Below are 22,965 nucleotides of genomic sequence, written 5' to 3'. Positions count from 1 at the left end.
AATCGTCTTATAGCGTTTTTTGTTGCTTGATAAAATCTTAATTCCAATGTTACATTGAATGTAACACTACCAGTGTTTCACAAAGGACGATGTTACAATGGCGAATACGACAAGCCCCTTAACTGATACTGAAATAAGGCAAGCAAAAGCTAAAGAGAAAGAGTACAACTTAGGTGATGGCAAAGGACTGTTACTAAGAATAAAGCCCAACGGCTCGAAACTCTGGCTATTCAATTATCAGCGCCCTTATACCAAGAAGAGAGCAGTTCTTAGCATAGGCAGTTATCCTGAAGTCAGCTTAAAGCAGGCACGCTCAGCAAGGTTGAAGTACCGTGAGCTTTTATCTCAGGACATTGATCCGAAAGACTACAAATTAGAGCAAGAAGCCAAGGCAAAGGAAGCCATAACTAACACCTTCGAACACGTTGCTAACTTGTGGCTAGAAAGCAAACGAGACACTATCACTGAAAATCATTTCAACAAAATAAAGCGTTCTTTAGAAAAAGATATATTCCCGGGTTTAGGCAAACAACCTGTCAGTAAATTAAAAGCCACTTCATTTATTACCCTACTGCGCCCAATCGAGGCGAAAGGGTCGCTAGAAACCGTAAAGCGCCTTTCTCAAAGAATCAACAACGTTATGAATTATGCTGTTAACTATGGCTTAATTGAAGCTAACCCAGCGCAAGCCATAGGTGAAGTATTTAAGAAGCCAAAGAAAAAACACTACCCTACGTTGAAGCCAGAACAACTGCCAGAATTAATGAAGGCACTCAATACTGCTAGTATTCAACTACAAACACGTTGCTTAATAGAATGGCAACTACATACCATCACACGTCCTAGCGAAGCATCTGGAGCGGAATGGTCAGAAATCGACTTCAAGCAAAAGACTTGGACAATTCCAGCGGAGCGTATGAAAAAGCGGATTGAGCATGTAATACCGTTATCTAACCAAGCTATGAAATTACTAGAAATCATGAAGTCGATCAGCGGCAAACGTAAGCACATTTTCAGTAGCACTAAGAACCCTAGAAAGCCAATGAGTAGTTCTACGGCGAATGTAGCACTAAAACGTATGGGCTTTGATGGTGTGCTGGTTTCTCACGGCCTACGCGCTTTAGCTAGCACTACCCTGAATGAACAGGGGTTTGATAGTGACGTGATCGAAGCCTGCTTAGCACATATCGACAAAAACGAAGTTAGAAAAGCCTACAACCGGGCAACCTATCTAGGAAGACGAACTAAAGTTATGACGTGGTGGTCTGATCATATTGAATGCGCCTCCCAAGGGAATTTAAGCCTGACAGGATCACAAGGCTTATCACTCATTAAATAGTTGCGCTCAGGTTGGGTGGTTATGGTTAATTTTAAAACTAAGGCAGAACTAAATAAGGCTAATTATGGATACTATTGATTACAGCGAGTTCATCAGTAAGGCGATCAAAATCCAAGAATACTGGATTGATGAATTTAGTTCTAAGGTAGAGGGTAAGCAGTGGGTTGTTGGTGATGATAATTACGACCCTGGGTATTTCATAACTCAATATATAAAAAATGACTCCTCTCTACATATAAAATTAATCACCCTATTTAAAAATATAGTTACAGCCTTCCCTTTTGTTGAAATTTCCACATTAAATAGCGACGAAGAAAAAATATTTTATTTAGAATTAACTGGCGATGACCCTGTATATTCAAATAGAGTTGCTCATTGGATAGAGCTTGCAGGGAGTGAGGTTCTAGACACATCTATAGATGGTAGACTTAGGGACTTAAAGCATAAGCAATCAGTGGCAGCAAGAGGCGTACTATTTTATCTCTGGTTATATATAGAGGTAACGAATAACCCGAGTTCTAAGTTTATAGGTTTGATAAAAGATATAACTAACCTAACATTTTATATTGGAAAATGGGCCCAGGTTGTAAGCCACCTAAATAGTCGCTCATATCGACAGCCTTTTGAGAAAGTATACAGTACCAGTAATGCTAACGCTTTAAAGTCAGACAAAAGAGCGTTGGCAACTTTCATATTTCTGAAAAGCCACAAAATCTATGGTACTCCCAGTTCAATCGCGGGTGATTTAGTGACAAAAAAAACTAAGCTAAGTAACCTAAACATCTATCTAGAGGAAAGAAAGTCTAAACCCTTTAACCATAGCTCAACCAACATTAGAGATACTATTACAAAATTTCTAGATAGGACAATAAAGGGGTTATCCAATAAACTAGAATTGAAAGAAGTGAGTGATTCCAATATCCAGTTAATCCTTGATGAGCTTGAAGAAAGGATCGACTTGCAAGAATTTAAGGGACTAAAACTTAGCACTTCCATTCCCATTCAAAGGTATCCAGATACTTGGACTTCTAGTGATTTGTCCAAACTTAAAAACAAATAATTTGGACTTTTTATAAAGTGTCCAAAATTAAGACTTAAAGTTTATTTCAAAACCTTAGATACGCACTAATAATAGCTACCGTACTCATAAACAAACTTCCTAGAGGTATAAAAAATGAATACGGTAAATAGTAAATCTAAAGATCCCATCAGCCGACAAGAGCTAGCCCGTCAGCCTCATAGAGTATTAAGGCTAAAAGATGTTATGGCGAAGCTGGGCGTTTCTCGTTCAACGGTATACAAATTAGTAGCTGACAATAAACTACCGAAACCAATTAGTTTGGGTGCGAGAAGTATCGGCTGGATCGAAAAATCCATAGATTCATGGTTAGAAAAGCAAGAAGAAAAAGCGAACCAAAGGGGGTAGCACCATGAAGTGGTTTAAGCATGATTCGAAAGCCTCCCATGATGCCAAGCTCCAAAAGTTACAAATGAAGTATGGTATGGAAGGTTACGGCCTGTATTGGTACTGCCTAGAAATGATAGCCTCAAACGTTGAGCCGGATAATTTAACGTTTGAGCTTGAACATGACTCAGAAATCATTGCTTACCGCACTGGTATTCATTATGAGCGAGTTCAGGAAATGATGACCTACATGATTAGACTTGGGCTATTTGAAGAAAATAAAGGCGTCATCACCTGCCTAAAGCTGGCCAGAAGGCTTGATGATACTACCTCGAGAAACCCTGATATTAGAAAAATAAGGTCTAAGCTCTTCCCTAAATCCGATGGTATTTCGAAGAAACTCCGAAGCAAGTCCGAAGAAACTCCGACCAGAGTAGATAAGAGTAGAGTAGAAGAGAATAGATCAGATAAACAAGGGACGGCCTCGCATCCGCTTTCTAAACGATTTAAAAAGCCAACTGTTCAGGAAATTCAAAGTTATTGCTTTGAACGACAGAATAGAGTCAACGCACAGACATTTTATGACTTCTATGAGTCGAAAGGCTGGAAGGTTGGCAAGAACCCGATGAAAGATTGGAAAGCCGCTATACACACATGGGAGCATCGAGATAAACAGCCAAGAGGTCAACAAAATGATTCAGGTAAGCGAGAAAGCCATACAGAGCGTCTTGAACGCGAAGCCAGAGAAGCGCAGGAAACCTCCTATTGAGCTATACAAGCTTTGGGCTGTACTAGGTGAAATGTACGGAAACAGATTTTTCAGTGTATATGGCGATAGTCCTACCGTGGGTTGGCAGTTGTGCTTTACAGGATTCGCACCAAAAAAGATCGAACGCGGACTAAAGAACCTGGTTGAATCACCAAAGTTCAAAGAGTGGCCACCAACGGCAAAACAATTTCGTGACTTATGTTTGCAGGTAAGCGATCCAGCAAATAGAAAGCACTCCAACCTTTACAGTTTAAATGAAATAACTGATGAGGAGAGGAATTATGGTTTGGAAGTTTTAAAACAGCTAAAGAAGCGACTTTAACTATAACGAAATAGCAGGTATTGATATGACTGACAACTTGACTGAAAAACAGGAAATGGCCTGTCGATTATATGGGCTAGAAGGAAAAACCAAGAGTGATGCTTATCGAGGAGCATACAACACGGTTAATATGAAACCAGCAACTATAAATCGTAAAGCGAAAAAACTTTTTGATGAGGGCAAGATTAGGGCAAGAGTCAATCAACTTAAAGAAGAACGTTGTGAGCGCCTGAACTACGATGCGGATCAATTACTAAAACAGCTATCTGGTATGCTTAATGCGGATATTCTTGATATATACGATACTGATATAGGATCCATAAAACCTTTAGATGAGTGGCCTCTCATTTGGCGGCAAAGGCTAGACTTATTAGAGACTCAAGAAATTTTTACTAAGGGCACAGATAACAAAAGTGTGATAGGTAAGATAATAAAAGTGAAGTTTATTCCTGTATCTAAGCTACTTGAGCTGGTTGGAAAACATGTTAACGTAGGTGCTTATTCTAAAACTCACAAGCATGACCTAGTGGATAACCTTACAGAAAAATTAACAAATGCAATAAGGCGTCGTGATGATTAGTAAATTCCTATATAGTCTCTTCTCTTTTCAGCTTTTATTTCTTGGGCTATAAACTCAATCTCACTCCTCACAAATGTCCTATGCTCAAGCAGTTCAACTGAACCAAAAAGTGGAAGTAAGCTTTCAAGGAATTTTAATTGCCGCTCTAAAATAGGTACTCGGCTACTTGACCAAGACATATTAGTTAACTCATAGTTAAGAGTTTTAAAGTCATCAATATTTGTATTACGACATAAAAATATCTCTAGTAGCTCTCTCCAAAATTTTTCACCTAAATAGGACGCCGCATTGAATAAAAAACACGATAGTTTAATATCGGTTGCATTATCCTTAACAGCATTGCGTAGAAATATCTCTTTTTTAATTAGTATCTCTTTCCGTTCAGAAATACCTCTCTCATTAGTGAACAGCTTACAAAACATGCTTTCTCTATCATGGTATGAGTTATCATCTTTGCTTAAAAGATACTTTGCATAATCCGTAATATCTTCATAGTAACTATCTCTTTCCCATAAAAAGTCTAAAGTCGGGGTTATTGAGTATAGGTCCGGGTAACTTTCTTTTTCATATATTTTGTCTATTAATGAATAAAGGAAATCAAAACGCTCAAATAGCAATAATTTTAATGCAGCTCCAGAGTGGTCGAAATAATTATCTGTCAAGAAGGTTTGTAAATAAGCCTCAAAAACTAAATCCTTATCATAGGATATTTGGTCAAACCACTTGCCAAATAGAGGTGAGCTTTTACTAAAAATATATCCCATTGGCCATGCGAAAAATATGTCTTTTTTTGACTTATCTACTAACACTCGAATAACTTTACAATATAATTTAGGGTCAGCACTCTTATATTTATCTATGCACTCTAACCTAGTAAACAACTCATTACTAGAAGCGGTAGAAATATGCTCTAATAACATGTCTGTGTTGGATTTATCTATATATTTTTCTGGCAGATATTCATAATAAACTGAAATCCATAGTTTTTTCCGTTTATAATTTCTACTGTCTAGTAATGCATAAACCTCTTTGTTTGATAGGAAATTAAAAAGGTTTCTAACAATTGTACTGGGTTTAACTTCTAAAATATTATCATACTCAAGATATATGGATACTAGCTGCGGGAAGATTTCACGTTTCACGCTAGCTAAAGCGTCAAAGCATGTCGCGAGACTGTTTTTAAGTAAATAATCTCTTTCTCTACCTTCTAAAATTTCGTAAAGACTTTTGCACTCTTCTAAAAAATTTATAAAGTCTACTTTTGTAGTCTGAGCGAAATATTTTTCTAGCTTAGCTCTCTTATAGACCTCGTAATCTTCAAACCCCATCTCTAAGGCAACTCGCTCACTTCGATTATCAAGTAGTAGCTTTGATAACTCTACCGTTTTATTTTGATAAAATACTCTTAATTGCTTATCGAAACTCAGCTCAATCGATTCTAACTGGTCTAAATATTTATGCACTATGAAACAGTGCAGTACTTTGTTTCGGTCTAATTTTTGAATAAAATATTTTTCTATAAGTGGAAAGTCTACTTCCGCTAGTTCTTTTCCCTCCACCCTTAACCTTAAAATATATTTATCAAAAATACGCAAAATAGATTCTTCAAATTTACAGTCACCTAAGAGTTTGGATATATTTATAATTATTTTTTCCCTCAAAGGGATTAAGTACTCATCAGGAGGAAGACAGAATGTAATAAAATTTATTGAATCGCTATTTGACCATTCATGTGCACGATGCTCAGTTTTTAAATAAGAATCTGAGACAATAAGCAATAGTTTGCTATATAAATAGTTTTTGCCTCTATCAGACAGGGCTACTAACCTATCTATGATAAAGTTTTGAATATTGTAACCATAACGCCTATCTTTAGGTCTGAAATTATAATTGTGGACTAAGACTTGTATGACGGCACCAAGACTAAAACTATCCCTTAAAAGATAATCGAACAACAATTCAATGCTATTTTTAAAAGTTGACTCATCGAACTGTCTAAAGTTGGATAATAATTTAACAATAGGAAATTTACTTAATTCATTACTTGACTCTTCAAAGTTCACATTTCTCCAGTTAACTTCATCGTTTTGCATTCCCTGAATACAGTTTTTTACGTATAGAAGGGATTCTTCCGGAAGGGCAAACCAAAACATATTAAGAAACCTTAAGACTTCATCACTACTGCTAGTGTTATATATACTTTTATAATATTCTTTTATTGACCGTCTAATCTCGGAAATTATTTCACCTTGGTTAAAAACTTTCATCAATGGATTTATTGAGTCAACGATATAGCTATTAAGATCCGGGAAAAAATTTTCTACAATGGATAAAAAAGGCACATCTTTTCTTTCAAAGACCGCAATATAAAATATATAGGTAGATAACACTTGATCAGATATTTTTACGACCTCATTTTCGTACAAGTCAACTATTTCATTTCGGTGTAAGACACCAATAAGCTCCCAAAACTTTTCGTACTGTATACAAAATACTTTTTCAACCCATTCATTTTGTTTTTTATTGTGCTTATCCAGTTTCCTAAAAAAAGAAACGGCACAAGCTACTAATGTTAAATCTCTATTATTAAGTAACTGTTTTACGCTATCATTACTTCCAAAATACTCTTTGTATATTGCAGCAGCATTATGTATAGACTGTATCTCTTTTCTTTCAACTGCGACTCTTGATGCCATTACAGCTAAACGAGGGTTACCACGAGCCACCTCCTGAATTTGCTTTTGATATTCTGCGTTTTTGATTCCAAATAAAGTTTCCGTAAGTACTTTTATATGTTCATCTAAAAGTGGCTGGATTGTTTGTTCGTGAAACTCCGTAATTTTACTAACTCTTTCTATTACAGATTCTCTAGCATAGTCTCTTACCGTAGCAATAATACGAAAACTTCTTTGTTCATCAATATCATTTAGGTAATGGAGAATGTAATCAAGCCTATTATCAAGTCGATTGGCGTCATCAACAAATATTAAATAATTACCTGGCTCGCTAAAACAGGCGGTTATATCTCTTATTAGATCTACTCCTTTATCAAAAAGACAAAATGCTTTTAACTTACCTTCCCTTTTTTTAATATCTTTAACTAAATTAACACCAAATAGTGTTTTCCCAACTCCTTGTCCACCAGATATTAATAAAAACTTTTTTTCTTCTAGTAGTTCAGTAGCTTTTTTTAGTAAATCATCTTTAAATAATAACTCATTATCAATTGGTGCTGTAAAGTTACTCTTTCCGTAACGCTCTATAAAGTCTTGAACCGAGAGTAGCTGCCCTGTATCTAATGGTATGCCTAAATGTCTTTCTGAAAGAGCAGGATAAGAGTTTGTAATGCTTAAGGAGATTGTGTCAATTCCATATAGTTCTAATATAACTCCCTTTTCATAACAAAGACTCCTAAGATTCTCTATCTCTTTAGTAGATAACTCACCTGTATAACATATTATTATTTTGCTAATTTTATCTATTGGGATACCAGTTTTATTTTCATCTAAACAGTTACCTATATCTCCCTCTATCTTTCTTCCCAAACCTTGTTGACGCACCGTGTACTCACCAAAAATATACTTTCCATTCTCTTGCATGAGTAAGCTATCTGGAGTACCTATCGTTACACGGTCTGTTGCTTTCATCATGCCAATAGAGTTTATATTTTCGTAGCCTTTCTTATATAACCAATCATCGCAAAGGCGTTGAAAACCACCTCCCTCCAACTCACATATTTTTATTTTAATTTGGTTTTGACTTGCCATTATCAACTCTTTTGTTCAAGTTCCTTTTCAGCCTGTTTATACTCTTTATGTACCTTTATAAAAAGCTCTAACATTTCCCTAAGCTCCTTTCGAGACTCTCGACCCTGCTGTTCTTCTAGTAACTTTATATTTTCTTCTGATATTTTTACTATTTGGTAACTGAAGTATGATGAAGTAATTGCTGAAACCGCTAATAGTATTGTTAAAAATATATTTATATTTTTAAAATTTAATTTTCCTTTCATTTATCCCCCTTACTATCGATTAAAGAATATAAACTATTCTTTCCTAATATATACTGCAGTCTCAATTTAAAATCTAAAAACTATTCATCTGGTTATAACTTCACGTATTTGAGATGCATTTTCTGATTGTTTCCTTACAATCAGTTAGACAAACCCTTAGGTTACTCTCCAATTCATGTTTCATTCTGGAATGTACATTAGTAAACCCTGCAGAGCACATATTAATTCTAGTTATTGCGTTCTTTATTAGCTCAACATTATCCAGGTGCTCGTGTAAATATGATATGAGCTTCTCATCTTTTGATAGGTCTACTGATGAGCCTGTTAGAAAGTTTTTAATATAAAAAGAATCCAGCCCTCCGAGAATTCTATTCTCACCAAGGTTATCATTTAGAAGATCTAGTTGTTCAATCTGACTCTCAAGTTGGAGCTTGAGCAACTTTAAAGCAACAGTTCTGTCCTTTCTTCCTTTCCACTTGTCATATAATAGGGCTAATAAGAGACCTATAAAAGCAGAGGCAACCGCTACTAACATTGGATCCCTAATAAAATTATCGTAGCTCATTGATATACCTTTAATTTTTAAGAGCCTTACATCCCTAAAAACTTTTAAACTTGATAAGGCTGTACAATTTGCATGTTTATGCTGCACTTAAACACTACAACAATGCTATTTATTGTTCAAAATATTATCTTACTTTATTAGAAGGAAGGTGCTTTCATCCAAAAAAATATTCAGGCAACGTCCTTAACTTCTGACATGCTTTATATAATGCATTTTAAAGAAGGATGCTTCCAATGTAACATTTAATGTAACACTAAAACCATTATTACTAATTTAATCACATAATAAACAATACCTTAAAATCAATATTCGAGCCCCGCCGCCTCCACCAAATAAAAAGGCCACTTATGAAGTGGCCTTTTTTCGTTTATCTCAGCAATTTATTTAATGATTCTTGTAAGGGTCTCATTTGCTTTATCAATATTACCCACCTGCTGAAAAAGTATACGACCCTCCTCATCTAAGACCGTCATCAGATTCGAGTGTGCCACTTCATTGTCATCGCTTTTTTTGTATTTAATGTTCATGGCCATGGCAAGTGTACGGACATCTCTAGGAGTTCCTGTAAGTAATGTCCAGTATTCTGGGTCAAGCTTACGTCGTTCGGCGAAAGACTTCAGTACTTCAGGGGTGTCTGATCCCGGTGTTAAAGATATCAAGACGAAACCCACTTTATCCTGATACTCTACAGGCAATGTTTTTTGAATTTCCTGCATCGTTGCCACAATCGTTGGGCAGGTGTGCATGCAGTGGGTGTATATTAGGCTCACGACCTGCTTCTTTCCCTTGAGATCTTTAATATTAATCGTTGCTTTATCCTGAGTAATCCACTCACTATCCAGATGATAAATGGAAGCCTCAGAAAGCTCCTTTGCCCTTCCTTCAGGTTGAGCAGTCAGTGCCAGTAGGAACCCCAACGCAACCACTTTCGACCATACTTTCATATTATTCTCCGCTCTGTATTTTCACATCCGAGGCGCAGCGAAAACCTAAGTTTGACAAGGTAAACTTTGCCTCAAGACTGCTTCTGAAGCCATAGCGCATAAATGCCGCATAATCACCTGGATCAACGGCACCGCTGGCACCTCCAGCACAAAATAGTTTGGTGTCAATCGTGCTATCCTCTCGTGACTCGCCTGTGACCAAAGTAGAATTAAAATCTTCAGTCCACTCCCAGACCAGCCCATGCATATCATGAACTCCCCAGTAATTGGACGACTCCAGACCAATGTCCGGCAACACTGCCGGGCTTGGCCTGCTGTACCAGGTCAAGATTTTTTGTTTGTACCCATTCTCTAATGAGCCGTTCGGCTGAGTCTCGCTAGCTAGTGCGGCAAGCTCCCACTCTGACACCTTTGGTAACCGTTTACCTTGCGCCTGACAATAAGCATCCGCTGCAAACCAGGACACATTAGTTACAGGACTATTAGCAGATATCTTGCCCAGGCTTGTATCGTTATCCCAGTGTTTTAAGTAATCCTCTTCTGCAAATACAGAAGCGATATTTGAACGCTGCCAAGCGGTATGCTCGTTAACAAAAGATAAAAACTGTCCATTAGTTACCGGGTACTTATCAAGCTCGAAAGAATCAACAATTTGCATAGGACTATCCTTACTCATATACAAAGGTCGATACTCACCGCCCTGAATAAGTACCGTTTCACTGGCTCCAGAAAGAGCCAGTGAAACGGTGATCAAAGTTAGAGTTAACATATTCATAAAAGGCTACGTACTCTTAATGACCTTTTTGCTGACGAACTTTCTGTACGTCCTCAACAGTCACTTCTCCCCCCTTATTTCCCCAAGAATTAAGGATATAAGTTAGAACGTTAGCTATTTCATCGTCATCAAGCTTCATCGCTGGCATCACACTGTTAAAGCTTTCGCCGTTAACTTTAATAGGTCCTTCCAATCCATGGACAATCGCCTCGATACCGCGTACAGGGTCTTCATTGAAGTAATCAGATTCAGCTAGAGGAGGAAATGCCTGTGGCACCCCTTCACCATTGGCCTGGTGACATGCTTTGCAGTTAGCATCATAGACACGCTTACCAAATTTCACTTTATCTTCTTTATTTTCTGCTTTTGCAACTTTGTAGTCGCCTTCCATGGTTTGAACTGCAGAACCCTCAGGTTGATAAATTGCATCGCTCAACTTGCCTGAATACACGACTTTATCTTCCTCGCCTGTCACATTAATCATGCCTAGAGCACCTTTATTGAACGCACGGAAAATAGAGTGATCAACAAGAATGAGATTACCTGGAACCTGAACCTCAAAATCAACAATAGCAGAGCCACCAGCAGGGACTAGCGTAGTCTGAATATTATGGTTTTTGGCATCACCACCTTCAATATACACAGTGTCGAAAATCTCACCAATGACGTGGAATGATGAAACCAGGTTCGGGCCACCATTACCTACATACAATCTAACAGTCTCACCGACTTTCGCAGTCAAAGCATTGTCACCAGTCAAACTGCCTACTGAGCCGTTGAATACAACGTAATCAGCATCTTCATCAATCGCTTTTTCCATATCAAATGGCTGTAAACCAGCTTCACCATACTTGCCTTTAGTATAGAAGTCTCCCTGCATTACATAGTATTCCCGGTCAACCTTTGGTAAACCTTCTTTTGGCTCGACCAGAATTAATCCATACATACCGTTAGCAATATGCATACCCACCGGTGCAGTTGCACAGTGATAAACATATAGACCCGGGTTTAAAGCTTTGAAGGCAAAAGTTGAAGTATGTCCAGGGGCAGTAAATGAAGAGACTGCACCACCGCCAGGACCTGTTACGGCGTGTAAATCGATATTATGAGGCATTTTTGAAGAGGGATGGTTAGATAGGTGGAACTCAATTTCATCGCCCTCCTTCACTCGTATAAAACTACCCGGAACGGTTCCACCGAAAGACCAGTAGACATACTCTACGCCATCCGCCATAGTTCCAACTTTTTCAACGGTCTCTAAATGAACAACGACACGTGCATTATGGTCACGTTCAATCGCCGGTGGTACATTAGGCGGTGATGTTAAAATGGCATCTTCGACAGGTAGTGTTTTTGCCGCCCCGACAGAGGCAGCAGTGGCTATTGCTAAAGTCACTAAAAGTTTCTTTCCCCACATAATCATTTCTCCAGATGGTTATTCACTGTAAGTAAGTATCAGACCAAAATGAGAACGTGAGTATGATCTAGATCATGTACCGGTTTAAATATGCAAAATAATTACATCTTCTTTCTTTTCAGCATGTTTAGACAAGACCTTATTCAGCAATAGTCACCTTAAATGACTGAAAATAGGATAAAAACCTAACCTGTGAAGTAGGTAGGAGTTTTATTAGAAGATGTAAACAAAATAAATGTAAGCTATTAGGCTTATGTGATTTGCAGGATTCTGGCTAATTGCGCTCGGTACTGATCAGGAAGAACATCTTCCAGGGTGTACTTATCCAGCGTTGTTAGAAAGGAATTTAAGGCCTCACTTAAGACCCCTTTAAGTCCGCAGACTGGAGTAATTATGCACTGGTTCTTATCCGAAAAGCATTCAACTAAGGCAAGATCGGGCTCCATCTCCCTTACCAGTACACCAATATTGATTTCAGAAGCCTTTAGCTTCATACGAATCCCACCATTTTTACCTCGAATAGTTTCGATATAACCTTTTTTATTAAGATTATGTACAACTTTCATCAAATGATTAGAGGATATTTTATAACGGTCAGATATCTCATGAATGGTAGTCAGCCGCCCCTCTTGTAATGCTAAGAACATTAAGACACGCAAAGAGTAGTCAGTATATCGAGTAATGTTCATTTTCAATTCCTTAGTTACATTGAGGGCCGGCTTAAAATAAATACAACTATGCATGCAAAGAGCACTGATAAGCCCACAATTAGGTATGTGTTTGCTCCCATAAACCACAGGGCTAGCCAGCTGATTGTCATCATACTGCATGCCAGGTATTTCGCGGACACGGGTATCGCCTTTCGCTCATGCCACGCCTTCAAGGCAGGGCCAAAATGACGGTGATCCATGAGCCACCCCTTTAACTCAGGGGATCCCTTAGTAGCAGCCCATAGGGCGATGAGCAGGAAAGGTGTAGTAGGCAATAGTGGCAATATAACCCCGGCAAAGCCTGCACCGACAGCAGTCAAAGCAACGACTTTATAAATTAACCGACTCGATACAAACATTCACTTGCGCCTCAAGCTCGTCCTCTACACAGATTTAAATAACATGCATTTACAATGATACTTTATTTCTATCACCTCAATGTAATTTTGATCTAGATCAAAGATAAATACACCCTGCCGATTATTATCTAGGCAAAGACTGGTTTAACAGCGTAAGAGCATTCTAGACAAAGTGCTTATTAATTTACCCATAAACATGCATTTTAGATACACCTTCAAAAGAGAAGCAACATGAAAACAGTTAGCGCACAAGTAGTTTTCTTCCCAGCAGCCTGCTTTTACGGTGCTTTGGCTGTTGTGTTGTCAGCTGTGGCACTTAACACAGGTTGGCCTATGGGGCTGGTTGGCTCTGGTCATGGCCACGAACTTCTCTTTGGTTTCCTATTAGCTCTGGTGGCGGGTTATAACTTAGGAAAACTCGCCCGCTTCTCAATGTGGTGCCTGTTTATACTGTGGCTACTCGCTCGGATTACCTACATAATTGTCCCGACTCACCCCGTATCCCAGTGGCTGAGCCCCATATTTGCTCTGGTACTGGCATGGAAAATTGTACCCCGTTTTTTCGCTGCTAAGAAATGGCGCAACAAGATGATCAGCCCATTGTTGCTAGTAATCTGTATTTTTCCGCTTCTCTGGTACCTGCAGTTCTGGGGCTATATCGATTTAAGTCACCGGCAGCTACTGTCGGCAATATTGCTTCTATTTATTCTGTTGATGGCATTTTTTGGTGGCCGGATTATAGCCCCAGCCGCAGCTGGTGAATTACAAAAACAGGGCAAACGACTTCAAGCTCCCGTTCAAGCTCGTTTAGAAGGTTTGCTACTCCTGCTTTTACCTGTTGGTGCCCTCAGCATATCAGTCCCTAGCACCGATAAAGTAGCAGGAGTAGTAACATTGTTAGCAGCCAGTATTTTATTGATTCGGCTCACTCGGTGGCAACTCTGGCATTGCCTTAATCGCCCCGATTTGATGGCCCTTGGCATGGGGTACTTCTCTCTAGCACTTGGCACCCTAGCATTAGGCGTTGCATTTTGGTTTAACCTACCGATTAAAACCATACTTCATATTGTGACAGTCGCTGCTGCCGGCTGTTTATCTGCAGGCGTCATCCTTAAAAGTCAATACAAGCGTGAGACTGCTCAGACCGCTTCCGCCATTATGGTACTTGGCATTATCAGCTTAATCTGTATAGCAGCCTCAATGCGAGTACTGGCAACAGTGGGAGGCTACTCCTTACCGTTACTTTCTATCTCAGCTTTATGTTGGGCGATAGCATTTCTGTGCCTGGGAGTTTTCCTTCTTAAAAACTCATTGGGTCCTTTTACTATTTCGTCTTGGAGACAAGCGACATGAACTTATTAACTCTACCCCTTGGGCAAATTGCCCGTGACATTCCTGGAGCTAATGATCTATTTTTTGAGCATGGTATTGATTACAGCTGCTCAGGAAAGTCAACATTAGGTTCTTCTATTGAAGAGATGGGACTGAGTCCTGATAACATTCTGGAGGCTTTGCAAAAACTAGAAGCACGCCCACCATCTGAACATGAACTTAGGAACCTATCCGATGAGCAGTTAATCGACCACATTCTAGAGCGCTATCATGTGGTTCATCGGCAACAAATCCCCGAACTTTTGCAACTGGCCGATCGGGTTGAGTCGGTTCACAAGGATCACCCCGACTGCCCCCAAGGATTAACACAACATCTGCACAAGATGTCTCAGGAGATGGAAGCTCACATGCTTAAAGAGGAGCAAATCCTGTTTCCCATTATTCGACAAGGCATGGCGCACATGGCTAATAGCCCCGTCGCTGTTATGCGTATGGAGCATGATGATCATAGTGGTTCATTACGTCGACTAACGCTATTAACCAATAATTTTCAACTACCCGGCGATGCCTGCAACAGCTGGCGTTCGCTTTATGACAACCTGAAGATATTTCAACAAGACTTAACCAATCATATTCACACAGAAAATAACATTTTATTTGAACGTATTGATAACTACCTGAGAGGAGCATAATCATGGGTAAATATCGCAAACTCTGGTTTACCCTGATAGCTATATTAGCGGTAACTTTCGCTATTCTTGGCTATTTTGGTAATGAAGTATATAGACAAGCGCCCCCGATCCCTGAAAAGGTCATCACCACAGGGGGACAGGAGCTTATGACACAAGACTCCATTCTAGACGGTCAAACCGCCTGGCAATCTGTCGGTGGTATGCAGCTTGGTTCAGTTTGGGGGCATGGTGCTTATCAGGCTCCGGACTGGACAGCTGACTGGCTACATCGCGAATTACTCGCCTGGCTGGATCTAGCTGCACATGACAACTTTGGTGCACCATACAGTGAACTGGATGGTGAGCAGCAACAAACATTGCAATACCGTCTTAAGAAAGAGTATCGCACCAACTCTTTCAATAAAGAGACTGGCACAATGACAGTTTCTGAAAGACGTGCGAAGGCGATAGAGCAAGTAGCTACCTACTATAGCCGTCTGTTCAGTGACGCTCCTGAATTACAAAAAAGACGTGATAACTATGCCATGAAAGAAAACACTCTGCCTGATGCAGAGCGTCGCAAGGTTCTTGGGCAATTCTTTTTCTGGACGGCCTGGGCAGCGTCAACAAACAGACCCGGAAGCGATTCCACTTATACCAATAATTGGCCACATGAGCCTTTAATTGATAACAAACCGACTTCAGAAAACGTTGTCTGGTCAGTTATTAGTGTCATCCTCCTTATTGCTGGTGTTGGCGGGCTTGTCTGGGGCTGGGCTTTCATGAGGAAAGAGGAAGACCGGGAGCCGGAGCCTCCTGCACAGGACCCGATTACGACTTTTAAACTGACTCCTTCTCAAAAAGCCCTGGGCAAATACCTGTTCGTTGTTGTGGCACTATTTACCCTACAGGTTTTTCTCGGTGGATTTACTGCACATTACACAGTAGAAGGTCAGGGTTTTTATGGACTGGAAACGTCTAAGTGGTTCCCTTACTCCCTGGTCAGAACATGGCATATACAAGCGGCCATGTTCTGGATTGCTACCGGATTCTTAGCCGCGGGACTATTCTTAGTACCCATTATTAATGGAGGAAAAGATCCTAAGTATCAAAAGCTTGGGGTTAATGTTTTATTCTGGGCTTTAGTTGCGGTAGTTGCTGGTACTTTCATTGGCAGTTATTTAGCCATCGCACAGATTATGCCTCCTGAACTGAATTTCTGGCTAGGTCACCAGGGATATGAGTACGTAGACCTCGGCCGTTTATGGCAGTGGGGTAAATTCCTTGGCGTTGTATTCTGGTTGTTTTTGATGATGCGAGGCATTAGACCGGCACTCAAACAGAAGGGTGATAAAAACCTACTGGTTTTATTAACAGCTTCTGTTGTAGCTATTGGCCTTTTCTATGGTGCTGGCTTCTTCTACGGCGAAAGAACACATATCTCGATCATGGAGTATTGGCGCTGGTGGATTGTTCACCTGTGGGTTGAAGGATTCTTTGAAGTATTCGCAACAGTATCACTAGCCTTCATTTTCCACAGTATGGGATTAGTTAGCCGGTCGACGGCTACCGCAGCAAGTCTGGCCTCAGCATCACTGTTCCTGTTAGGCGGTGTACCAGGCACTTTCCATCATCTGTATTTTGCCGGAACCACTACCCCAGTCATGGCAATCGGTGCGACTTTCAGTGCCTTAGAAGTTGTACCGCTTATCGTGCTTGGATATGAAGCCTGGGAACATTATCGTCTAAAAAGTCGTGCGGCCTGGATGGATAAAGTCCGCTGGCCATTAATGTGCTTTGTTGCTGTGGCTTTCTGGAATATGTTTGGCGCAGGAGTACTCGGATTCATGATCAACCCACCCATCTCACTTTACTATGTACAGGGCCTAAACATGACTCCGACTCACGCACACGCAGCTCTGTTCGGGGTCTATGGTTTCCTTGCCATAGGTTTCGTACTGCTGATTTTACGTTACATCCGTCCTCACATGGTGTTTGATGAAAAACTGATGAAAACTGGTTTCTGGTGGCTCAATATCGGACTCGTTTTGATGTTACTGACAAGTTTGCTCCCCGTAGGGTTAATTCAGTTTTATGCCAGTGCGAGTGAGGGATTCTGGTATGCGAGAAGTGAGGCAGTCATGCAAAGTGACATCCTATTCACACTTCGCTGGATTAGAACACTTGGTGACGTAGTCTTTATCGTAGGAGCGCTTGCGATAACATGGCAGGTTATAAAAGGACTACTTAATAAGACCAGTCGAGAGCCAGTGACTCAGCCGGTTCCTGCAGAAGAAACAATGTAATAATAATAAGAGACATTCTCCTGATACTTTGAGGTGCCTTGCAGGCACCTCTTTTTTTATCTCTACCTACCGAGGTGGATCAACTTTGTGTCCCTGACTGGTATTGATGCGATACCAGCCTGCAATCGAAAAACGGTCTCTGCTCGCAGGTAAGACTTCATGTGGAAAGTCCTCACTCAGAAACGCCACTAAGGTACCAAATGTTGGTGTAACTTTAATACCTTCGCTATCGTGTTCATTGCGATACAGCACTAGCTCTCCTGAGTCTTCGGGTTGCCACTCAGGATTAAGGTAAATTACCAGCGATAAAACTCGGTTTGACTCTCCCTTAAAAGCATCGTAATGACGCTTATAAAAGTCTCCAGGCGCATAATGTGCAAAATGGCTCTCGAAAGAAAACAGCCCTAGAAATAACCTTGAGTTAAGGTGAACCCTCAGTTCACCGGTCCAGGCTAACCACTCCTGCCCCGCTTTCGACAAACCATCAATCCAACAAATTTCATCAGTACGGACAAAATTATTTACCATATGATCAGACTGCCGGCCTATTCCAGCCGAGTCGAACTCTGAATAAGACATTTGATGTAGCTGACGGTATAAAGCTTCAGACAGCTCAGGAGGCAAGGCATTGGGGTTGATGCTGTAACCCTGACGACCAATATCATCAGTAATTTTATCAAACAAGGTCTTGCTATCGACCTCGATAATATCCTGATGCTGAAATACATGTATGACGTTACTGCTCAATAGAGGGGGCCTCAAAGCAATAGAGTAAGAATTGTGCTATTTATATGCTTAAAATGCTTTAGAGGCAAGCATTATTAAGAGTTTACTTTCTCACCTTTGCAGAACAGTGACCACCAGCTCAACGTCTAGTCGTATTCCCCTATACCTATCCAGGAATACCCCCCATTTATACATATTTGTAAGAACACACCCCGTTTTCTTTACATAACTTTCACATAATCATTCATAGTGTGGATTTGAGGCACGTTAATTTGAGTTATCTCAACGTGTTAAATAAGACGGGGTATCAATGTTACGCACGAATTCACACACAAATTTCGTTCGTGACGCAACAAAAATACCCCACAGAAAAAGAGGTATTAACAATGAAGAAGCATATCGCAATGAGCGCTGTCTGCCTGTGCATGACAGCGTCTTATATTTCTCAGGAGGCAGAGGCTTCTAGTCACCGTGAAGCACCCAACATTACACGTTACCCAACTTTGGATTCCACCGACTTCTATGTTTTTAACAGCTACGAAACAGGGCGTTCAGGTTATGTTACAATGATCGCTAACTATGTTCCACTTCAAGATGCTTACGGTGGACCGAACTACTTCGCTTTAGATCCTGCTGCAGACTACAATATTCACATTGACAGTGATGGCGACGCAGTAGAAGACCTTACCTTTCAATTTAAATTCGATAACAACCTCGCCGCCGGAGGTGCAGGGATTGAGCTCGCAGTCGGTCCTGATGGCGATAAGAAACAAATCGCTATTCCATTAAAGAACGCCGGGGGCATTTCTGCCGGTGATAGCTCAGCTTTAAACTTTACGGAGCAATACACCCTTAACCTTGTTGAAGGTCCCGTTCGTTCAGGTACAACCTCAGCAATAACAGGCTCAGGTGGAGAAACTAATTTCACTAAGCCATGGGACTATATTGGTGACAAAACCTTTGGTTCTTCAACTGCATACCAGGATTATGCCAATCAATATATTTATAACATCAGTGTTCCGGGATGCTCCACCGAAGGTAAGGTATTCGTAGGTCAGCGTTCAGATCCCTTCGCTGTTAATCTGGGTGAGAGCTTTGACTTAGTAAATTACGTACCGGTAGAAGGTGATAGTTCGCCGGGTGCTGGCGATGGCGGAGGTTTCCCAGGCGGTATTACTCAGGACAAAGCAAATGATGACTTACGTAATAAAAATGTCACAACTTTTGCTTTGGAGCTACCAGCCAGCTGCATCGTTGGTGATGGTAATGGAGTGATTGGAGCCTGGACAACAGCTTACGTACCACAAGCTCGAATTCAGAACCCAAACGCAACATTTGAAAAACCAGAAGTTAACGGCGGAGCAAAAGTACAAATTTCACGACTCAGCAACCCCTTGGTCAACGAAGTGGTTATAGGACTACCTGACAAAGACAGGTTCTCAACAGCCGCCCCTGCCGATGACGGTCAGTTCGCGGATTATGTAACGCACCCAAGTTTCCCTGAGTTACTTAATATTTTATTCAGAGATGCGGTGAACAACACCCTGGGAACTAACTTTGAGACTATTGCCCCAACAAACTTCCCGCGTACGGATCTAATCGCAGCATTCCTAACAGGCTTCCCTGGCGTCAATCAACAGGCAACAGTAACACCATCGGAAATGCTTCGCCTTAACACAGGCATTCCTGCAGTACCCGCCTCACAGCAATCACCATATGGTGTTGTCGGCGATGACTTGGCTGGCTTCCCTAATGGTAGACGACCTGGTGACGATGTTGTTGATATTGCACTACGAGTCGTAATGGGTCGTCTATGCTACGAATTCCCAGTCAACGGCACTCCAACAAATCTTGGCTATTGTGAACCTGCTGATGCAAACGTTGGTAACGCTCCCTTCACTGACGGTGCACCATTATCCGCTACAGACCTAGATGAGTTTTTCCCTTACTTAAAAACTCCCGTTGCCGGTTCACCAAACTAATAGGAGTATGAAATGAAAATTGTACATGCTACGAAGCTTACACCATTAATATGCCTACTCATTCTGGCAGCGTGTAGTGATAACGATTATACGGAACCAGAAATGAATCAGGCACCGGTGGCTACTAAGCTAACAGTTACTACAGAAACTGACACAGAGGTGATGGACCAGTTACAAGCCAATGACCCTGATGGGGATTCTTTAACCTTTAGTATCTTTGCAGAACCACAATCCGGAACTGTACAGCTCAGTGCCGATGGCAGTTTTACTTACACTCCTGCAAAAGAGTTTACTGGTAGCGACATTTTCACTTTCGTTGCCAGTGATGGTTCCCTGAGCAGTGCGGTAACAGAAGTTGATATTACTGTTAACGTCAAACAGGAGGTATTTAGCTCTTACAGTCGCACTTCTTACTCCAAGTCGAGTGGTGATGAGCCCTCAGGAGTTAACGGTCGTGAGTTTATTTTTGATGTCACAACGACCGATACTTACCAGGATTTGGTTCAAGATGGTGAACAATAAAAAAAACACACAGATACCGGCAGTGATTTTTTTGCTGCTGGTATCTCCTTTATGCTTTTCTAAGCAATGGATTCCTGAAAACGAAGACCAGGTAATACTTCAATATAAACCCGATCAGTCAGGAAAAAATATATTAGAGAAACAATCTTACAGCGACTCTCAAAATATTCAGGAACTGCTCGATAAGATGTCTAGCCTAATCGAGTTGTCACAACTTCCCGGCAATAGCCATTACCTTAATGTAGCAAAAAACATTGAGCGGGAAGTAACCAGCAAAAAGTATAAGCTTTCTACTGAACAGCAGTCTCAGTTGACTTTAGTTCAGGCCAATATTGAACAGCAGTCACATAATTTTAGGAAAGCCATCGAACATCTAAATAACATTAAAATTAATAGCCGATATTATGCTCAGTCCCTACTAATAAAGGCTCGCTTATACCTTATTCAAGGCAACTATGGATCTGCAGAAACGTCTTGCAGATCACTCATACCAATTCATATTCAAGCAGGTGAGCTTTGCTCAATTGAGGTTAAGATCTATCAAGAGGCCCCAGGGTTAACTCAACCACTCAGGCTCTTGAAGAGACGTTATAACTCTGAAACAAGCTCAAGCTCCCTCAGCCGATACTATTTCCAAATACTTGCCACGTATTTTTTAATACAAGAGGACTATATTGGTGCCGAAGAAGCTTTCGCCTACGATCTACTTAATGCCCCATCCAGTCAATGGTACCAGTGGGCAGATATGGTAATGAAAAACAGTCGGCCGCAACAGGTATACTCCGCTTTGAAGACTATTGCGGACTCCACTTCAGATAACTCCAGCCTTGAAGACGGATTTATAGTAAGACTCGCACGTGCAGAAAAAGCTATGAAATCCTCTGACTATACATACCGTAACTTAGCTCAACAGCGAGTTAAGCTCCGCCAGCATCGAAATGATCGATTACATGCTGCCGATATAGCCTACTATTATATCCATGTCGTTCGAGCTCCAGATCTTGCAATGAAATGGGCCACTATCAATTGGGAACAAGTTAAAGAGCCAGGTGATAGGGCTCTGCTGCGTCAAGCTAAAGCATTAAACTATGATTAAGGAGCCCTGATGCGCTACATTTTTTTCACCGCTATCCTACTGTTCATGAATCTGAACGCTGCCGCTCACCAATTCAGTACGGCAAACTTAACCATGGAGCAAATCTCTTCAGAGCATCACAGAGGTTTTATAGAGCTGTCCTTAAATGACCTACAACAAACACTAAGGCTAGACCCTGACCAAGACGGAAAGCTCACCTGGGGAGAAGTAAAACAATCTCACCAAAAGCTAGTAGGCTATCTTACCAATCATATTCATCTACGGACACAGTCAGAACCCTGCCGTATTGAATGGGCAGATAATGTCTCACTTGTGGATTCATACGGAGAACTATTACTAAGACAGCCACTGACAACCCAGTGTAACGGGCACTTTTCACTTCAATACCAAGCGCTATTTGATACAACGAACAGCCATAAACTGCTGATTAACTGGTTATTAAAAAATGGACAAACACAAACAGTTATCGATAGCCCAGATTTTGTATGGAACGTCGATGCTGGTACTAATTCAGGCTGGGAAACCTTTCTTTTCTATCTTTACCAAGGGATGATTCACATATGGATTGGTTTAGACCACGTACTATTCTTATTAATCCTACTCTTTCATTTCAAGTGGTCTTATGAACAAAATACAAAGCAACAAAAGCCTGTAAGAAGGCTAAAGTTAAAACCATTACTCTGGTTAATCACGGGTTTTACTCTTGCACATTCAATAACTTTAACTTTAACAGCGTTGGGCTTAATTGATATATCACCTAAGTGGGCTGAAGTAGGTATTGCTTTTTCCGTCGCCTTCGCGGCACTAAATGTCTTCACGAACTGGATAAAGCGTATCATTTTAATGACAATGGGATTTGGTCTACTCCATGGACTTGGGTTTGCCGGGGCACTCAGTAGCCTTGGCCTGAGCAAGTCTCATCAAGTTACCAGCATAGTAGGATTTAATCTTGGAGTTGAGATTGGACAGATAGCCATACTATTAATCGCAGTACCGATGCTCTTGCTCATATCACAGAACCAGCGTTTGTATAAATACTTCTTGCTGCTCAGCAGTAGTATAATTTTTTTACTGGGGATATTCTGGATTTGGCAGCGGATTTAGTGCCAGAACCAACTCAGCCACTAAATCCC

At 40.6% G+C, this 22,965-nt stretch carries 22 protein-coding genes; 13 read left to right on the top strand and 9 right to left on the bottom strand.

The features are described from left to right. The first annotated feature begins 97 nt into the window (after nucleotides 1–97). The 6 genes from KS2013_RS02695 (at nucleotide 98) to KS2013_RS02670 (ending at nucleotide 4,415) form a co-directional block, all read left to right on the top strand. Nucleotides 98–1,339 carry an integrase domain-containing protein gene (locus KS2013_RS02695; RefSeq protein WP_068989373.1) on the top strand — a complete coding sequence of 414 codons (1,242 nt, stop codon included), beginning with the start codon at nucleotides 98–100 and terminating at the stop codon, nucleotides 1,337–1,339. A 64-nt stretch (nucleotides 1,340–1,403) separates the two neighbouring features. Then, nucleotides 1,404–2,399, top strand: a complete 996-nt coding sequence (locus tag KS2013_RS02690) for a hypothetical protein (RefSeq protein ID WP_068989371.1) — start codon at nucleotides 1,404–1,406, stop codon at nucleotides 2,397–2,399. Nucleotides 2,400–2,513: 114 nt separating this feature from the next. Beyond that, nucleotides 2,514–2,765: a helix-turn-helix transcriptional regulator gene (locus KS2013_RS02685; protein ID WP_068989368.1), complete on the top strand. Its 252-nt coding sequence runs from the start codon at nucleotides 2,514–2,516 to the stop codon at nucleotides 2,763–2,765. Between the two features lie 4 nt (nucleotides 2,766–2,769). Next, complete coding sequence (locus KS2013_RS02680) at nucleotides 2,770–3,513, top strand: Lin1244/Lin1753 domain-containing protein (protein WP_068989365.1); 744 nt, start codon at nucleotides 2,770–2,772, stop codon at nucleotides 3,511–3,513. Nucleotides 3,514–3,544: 31 nt separating this feature from the next. Then, nucleotides 3,545–3,835 (top strand): hypothetical protein, encoded by a 291-nt coding sequence (locus KS2013_RS02675; RefSeq protein ID WP_068989362.1) that lies wholly within the window; start codon nucleotides 3,545–3,547, stop codon nucleotides 3,833–3,835. A 25-nt stretch (nucleotides 3,836–3,860) separates the two neighbouring features. After that, a complete protein-coding gene (locus tag KS2013_RS02670; RefSeq protein ID WP_068989359.1) occupies nucleotides 3,861–4,415 on the top strand; it encodes a terminase small subunit in 555 nt (184 codons plus the stop codon). Here the strand turns inward: KS2013_RS02670 and KS2013_RS02665 are convergent. The 8 genes from KS2013_RS02665 to KS2013_RS02630 form a co-directional block, all read right to left on the bottom strand. Continuing rightward, nucleotides 4,412–8,182, bottom strand: a complete 3,771-nt coding sequence (locus KS2013_RS02665) for an nSTAND3 domain-containing NTPase (RefSeq protein WP_068989356.1) — start codon at nucleotides 8,180–8,182, stop codon at nucleotides 4,412–4,414. The two genes, KS2013_RS02670 and KS2013_RS02665, sit on opposite strands and share 4 nt — an antisense overlap. Before the next feature lie 2 nt (nucleotides 8,183–8,184). Next, on the bottom strand, nucleotides 8,185–8,427 hold the full coding sequence (locus KS2013_RS02660; protein WP_068989351.1) for a hypothetical protein: 243 nt from the start codon (nucleotides 8,425–8,427) through the stop codon (nucleotides 8,185–8,187). A gap of 100 nt (nucleotides 8,428–8,527) precedes the next feature. Continuing rightward, nucleotides 8,528–8,992 (bottom strand): hypothetical protein, encoded by a 465-nt coding sequence (locus KS2013_RS02655; RefSeq protein WP_068989348.1) that lies wholly within the window; start codon nucleotides 8,990–8,992, stop codon nucleotides 8,528–8,530. Between the two features lie 380 nt (nucleotides 8,993–9,372). Beyond that, nucleotides 9,373–9,936, bottom strand: coding sequence for an SCO family protein (locus tag KS2013_RS02650; protein WP_068989341.1), 564 nt, complete (start codon nucleotides 9,934–9,936; stop codon nucleotides 9,373–9,375). Nucleotide 9,937: 1 nt separating this feature from the next. Continuing rightward, complete coding sequence (locus KS2013_RS02645) at nucleotides 9,938–10,705, bottom strand: formylglycine-generating enzyme family protein (RefSeq protein ID WP_068994340.1); 768 nt, start codon at nucleotides 10,703–10,705, stop codon at nucleotides 9,938–9,940. 22 nt (nucleotides 10,706–10,727) lie between these two features. Beyond that, nucleotides 10,728–12,128 (bottom strand): copper-containing nitrite reductase, encoded by a 1,401-nt coding sequence (gene nirK, locus KS2013_RS02640; RefSeq protein ID WP_068989338.1) that lies wholly within the window; start codon nucleotides 12,126–12,128, stop codon nucleotides 10,728–10,730. Nucleotides 12,129–12,379: 251 nt separating this feature from the next. Beyond that, entirely contained in the window at nucleotides 12,380–12,817 is a 438-nt protein-coding gene (locus KS2013_RS02635; protein WP_068989335.1) for an Rrf2 family transcriptional regulator, read from the bottom strand. A 14-nt stretch (nucleotides 12,818–12,831) separates the two neighbouring features. Beyond that, nucleotides 12,832–13,197, bottom strand: a complete 366-nt coding sequence (locus KS2013_RS02630; RefSeq protein ID WP_068989331.1) for a YbaN family protein — start codon at nucleotides 13,195–13,197, stop codon at nucleotides 12,832–12,834. A gap of 231 nt (nucleotides 13,198–13,428) precedes the next feature. Here KS2013_RS02630 and KS2013_RS02625 point away from each other — a divergent pair, with 231 nt between their 5' ends. The 3 genes from KS2013_RS02625 to KS2013_RS02615 are packed head-to-tail and all read left to right on the top strand — an operon-like array spanning nucleotide 13,429 to nucleotide 17,506. After that, nucleotides 13,429–14,550 carry an NnrS family protein gene (locus KS2013_RS02625; protein ID WP_068989327.1) on the top strand — a complete coding sequence of 374 codons (1,122 nt, stop codon included), beginning with the start codon at nucleotides 13,429–13,431 and terminating at the stop codon, nucleotides 14,548–14,550. Beyond that, nucleotides 14,547–15,221, top strand: a complete 675-nt coding sequence (gene ytfE, locus KS2013_RS02620; protein WP_068989326.1) for an iron-sulfur cluster repair protein YtfE — start codon at nucleotides 14,547–14,549, stop codon at nucleotides 15,219–15,221. Before KS2013_RS02625 ends, ytfE begins: the two co-directional genes overlap by 4 nt. Before the next feature lie 2 nt (nucleotides 15,222–15,223). Beyond that, on the top strand, nucleotides 15,224–17,506 hold the full coding sequence (locus tag KS2013_RS02615; protein ID WP_068989323.1) for a nitric-oxide reductase large subunit: 2,283 nt from the start codon (nucleotides 15,224–15,226) through the stop codon (nucleotides 17,504–17,506). Between the two features lie 66 nt (nucleotides 17,507–17,572). Here KS2013_RS02615 and KS2013_RS02610 read toward each other — a convergent pair whose 3' ends face one another. Further along, on the bottom strand, nucleotides 17,573–18,253 hold the full coding sequence (locus tag KS2013_RS02610) for a 2OG-Fe(II) oxygenase (protein WP_228703709.1): 681 nt from the start codon (nucleotides 18,251–18,253) through the stop codon (nucleotides 17,573–17,575). Nucleotides 18,254–18,618: 365 nt separating this feature from the next. Between KS2013_RS02610 and KS2013_RS02605 the strand changes: the two genes are divergently transcribed. Genes KS2013_RS02605 through KS2013_RS02590 form a run of 4 tightly spaced genes read left to right on the top strand, consistent with a single transcriptional unit; the run spans nucleotide 18,619 to nucleotide 22,936 of the window. Then, on the top strand, nucleotides 18,619–20,214 hold the full coding sequence (locus tag KS2013_RS02605; protein WP_068989321.1) for a DUF4331 domain-containing protein: 1,596 nt from the start codon (nucleotides 18,619–18,621) through the stop codon (nucleotides 20,212–20,214). 12 nt (nucleotides 20,215–20,226) lie between these two features. Further along, nucleotides 20,227–20,736, top strand: coding sequence for a cadherin-like domain-containing protein (locus KS2013_RS02600; protein ID WP_068989317.1), 510 nt, complete (start codon nucleotides 20,227–20,229; stop codon nucleotides 20,734–20,736). Beyond that, nucleotides 20,723–21,832, top strand: coding sequence for a hypothetical protein (locus tag KS2013_RS02595; protein ID WP_068989314.1), 1,110 nt, complete (start codon nucleotides 20,723–20,725; stop codon nucleotides 21,830–21,832). Before KS2013_RS02600 ends, KS2013_RS02595 begins: the two co-directional genes overlap by 14 nt. Before the next feature lie 9 nt (nucleotides 21,833–21,841). Then, on the top strand, nucleotides 21,842–22,936 hold the full coding sequence (locus tag KS2013_RS02590; protein ID WP_068989305.1) for a HupE/UreJ family protein: 1,095 nt from the start codon (nucleotides 21,842–21,844) through the stop codon (nucleotides 22,934–22,936). Nucleotides 22,937–22,965: the final 29 nt, after the last annotated feature.

It is taken from the genome of Kangiella sediminilitoris (assembly GCF_001708405.1).
GTDB lineage: Bacteria > Pseudomonadota > Gammaproteobacteria > Enterobacterales > Kangiellaceae > Kangiella > Kangiella sediminilitoris.
Note: the sequence above shows the minus strand (reverse complement) of the source record. Positions and strands in the feature narration are given on the sequence as shown.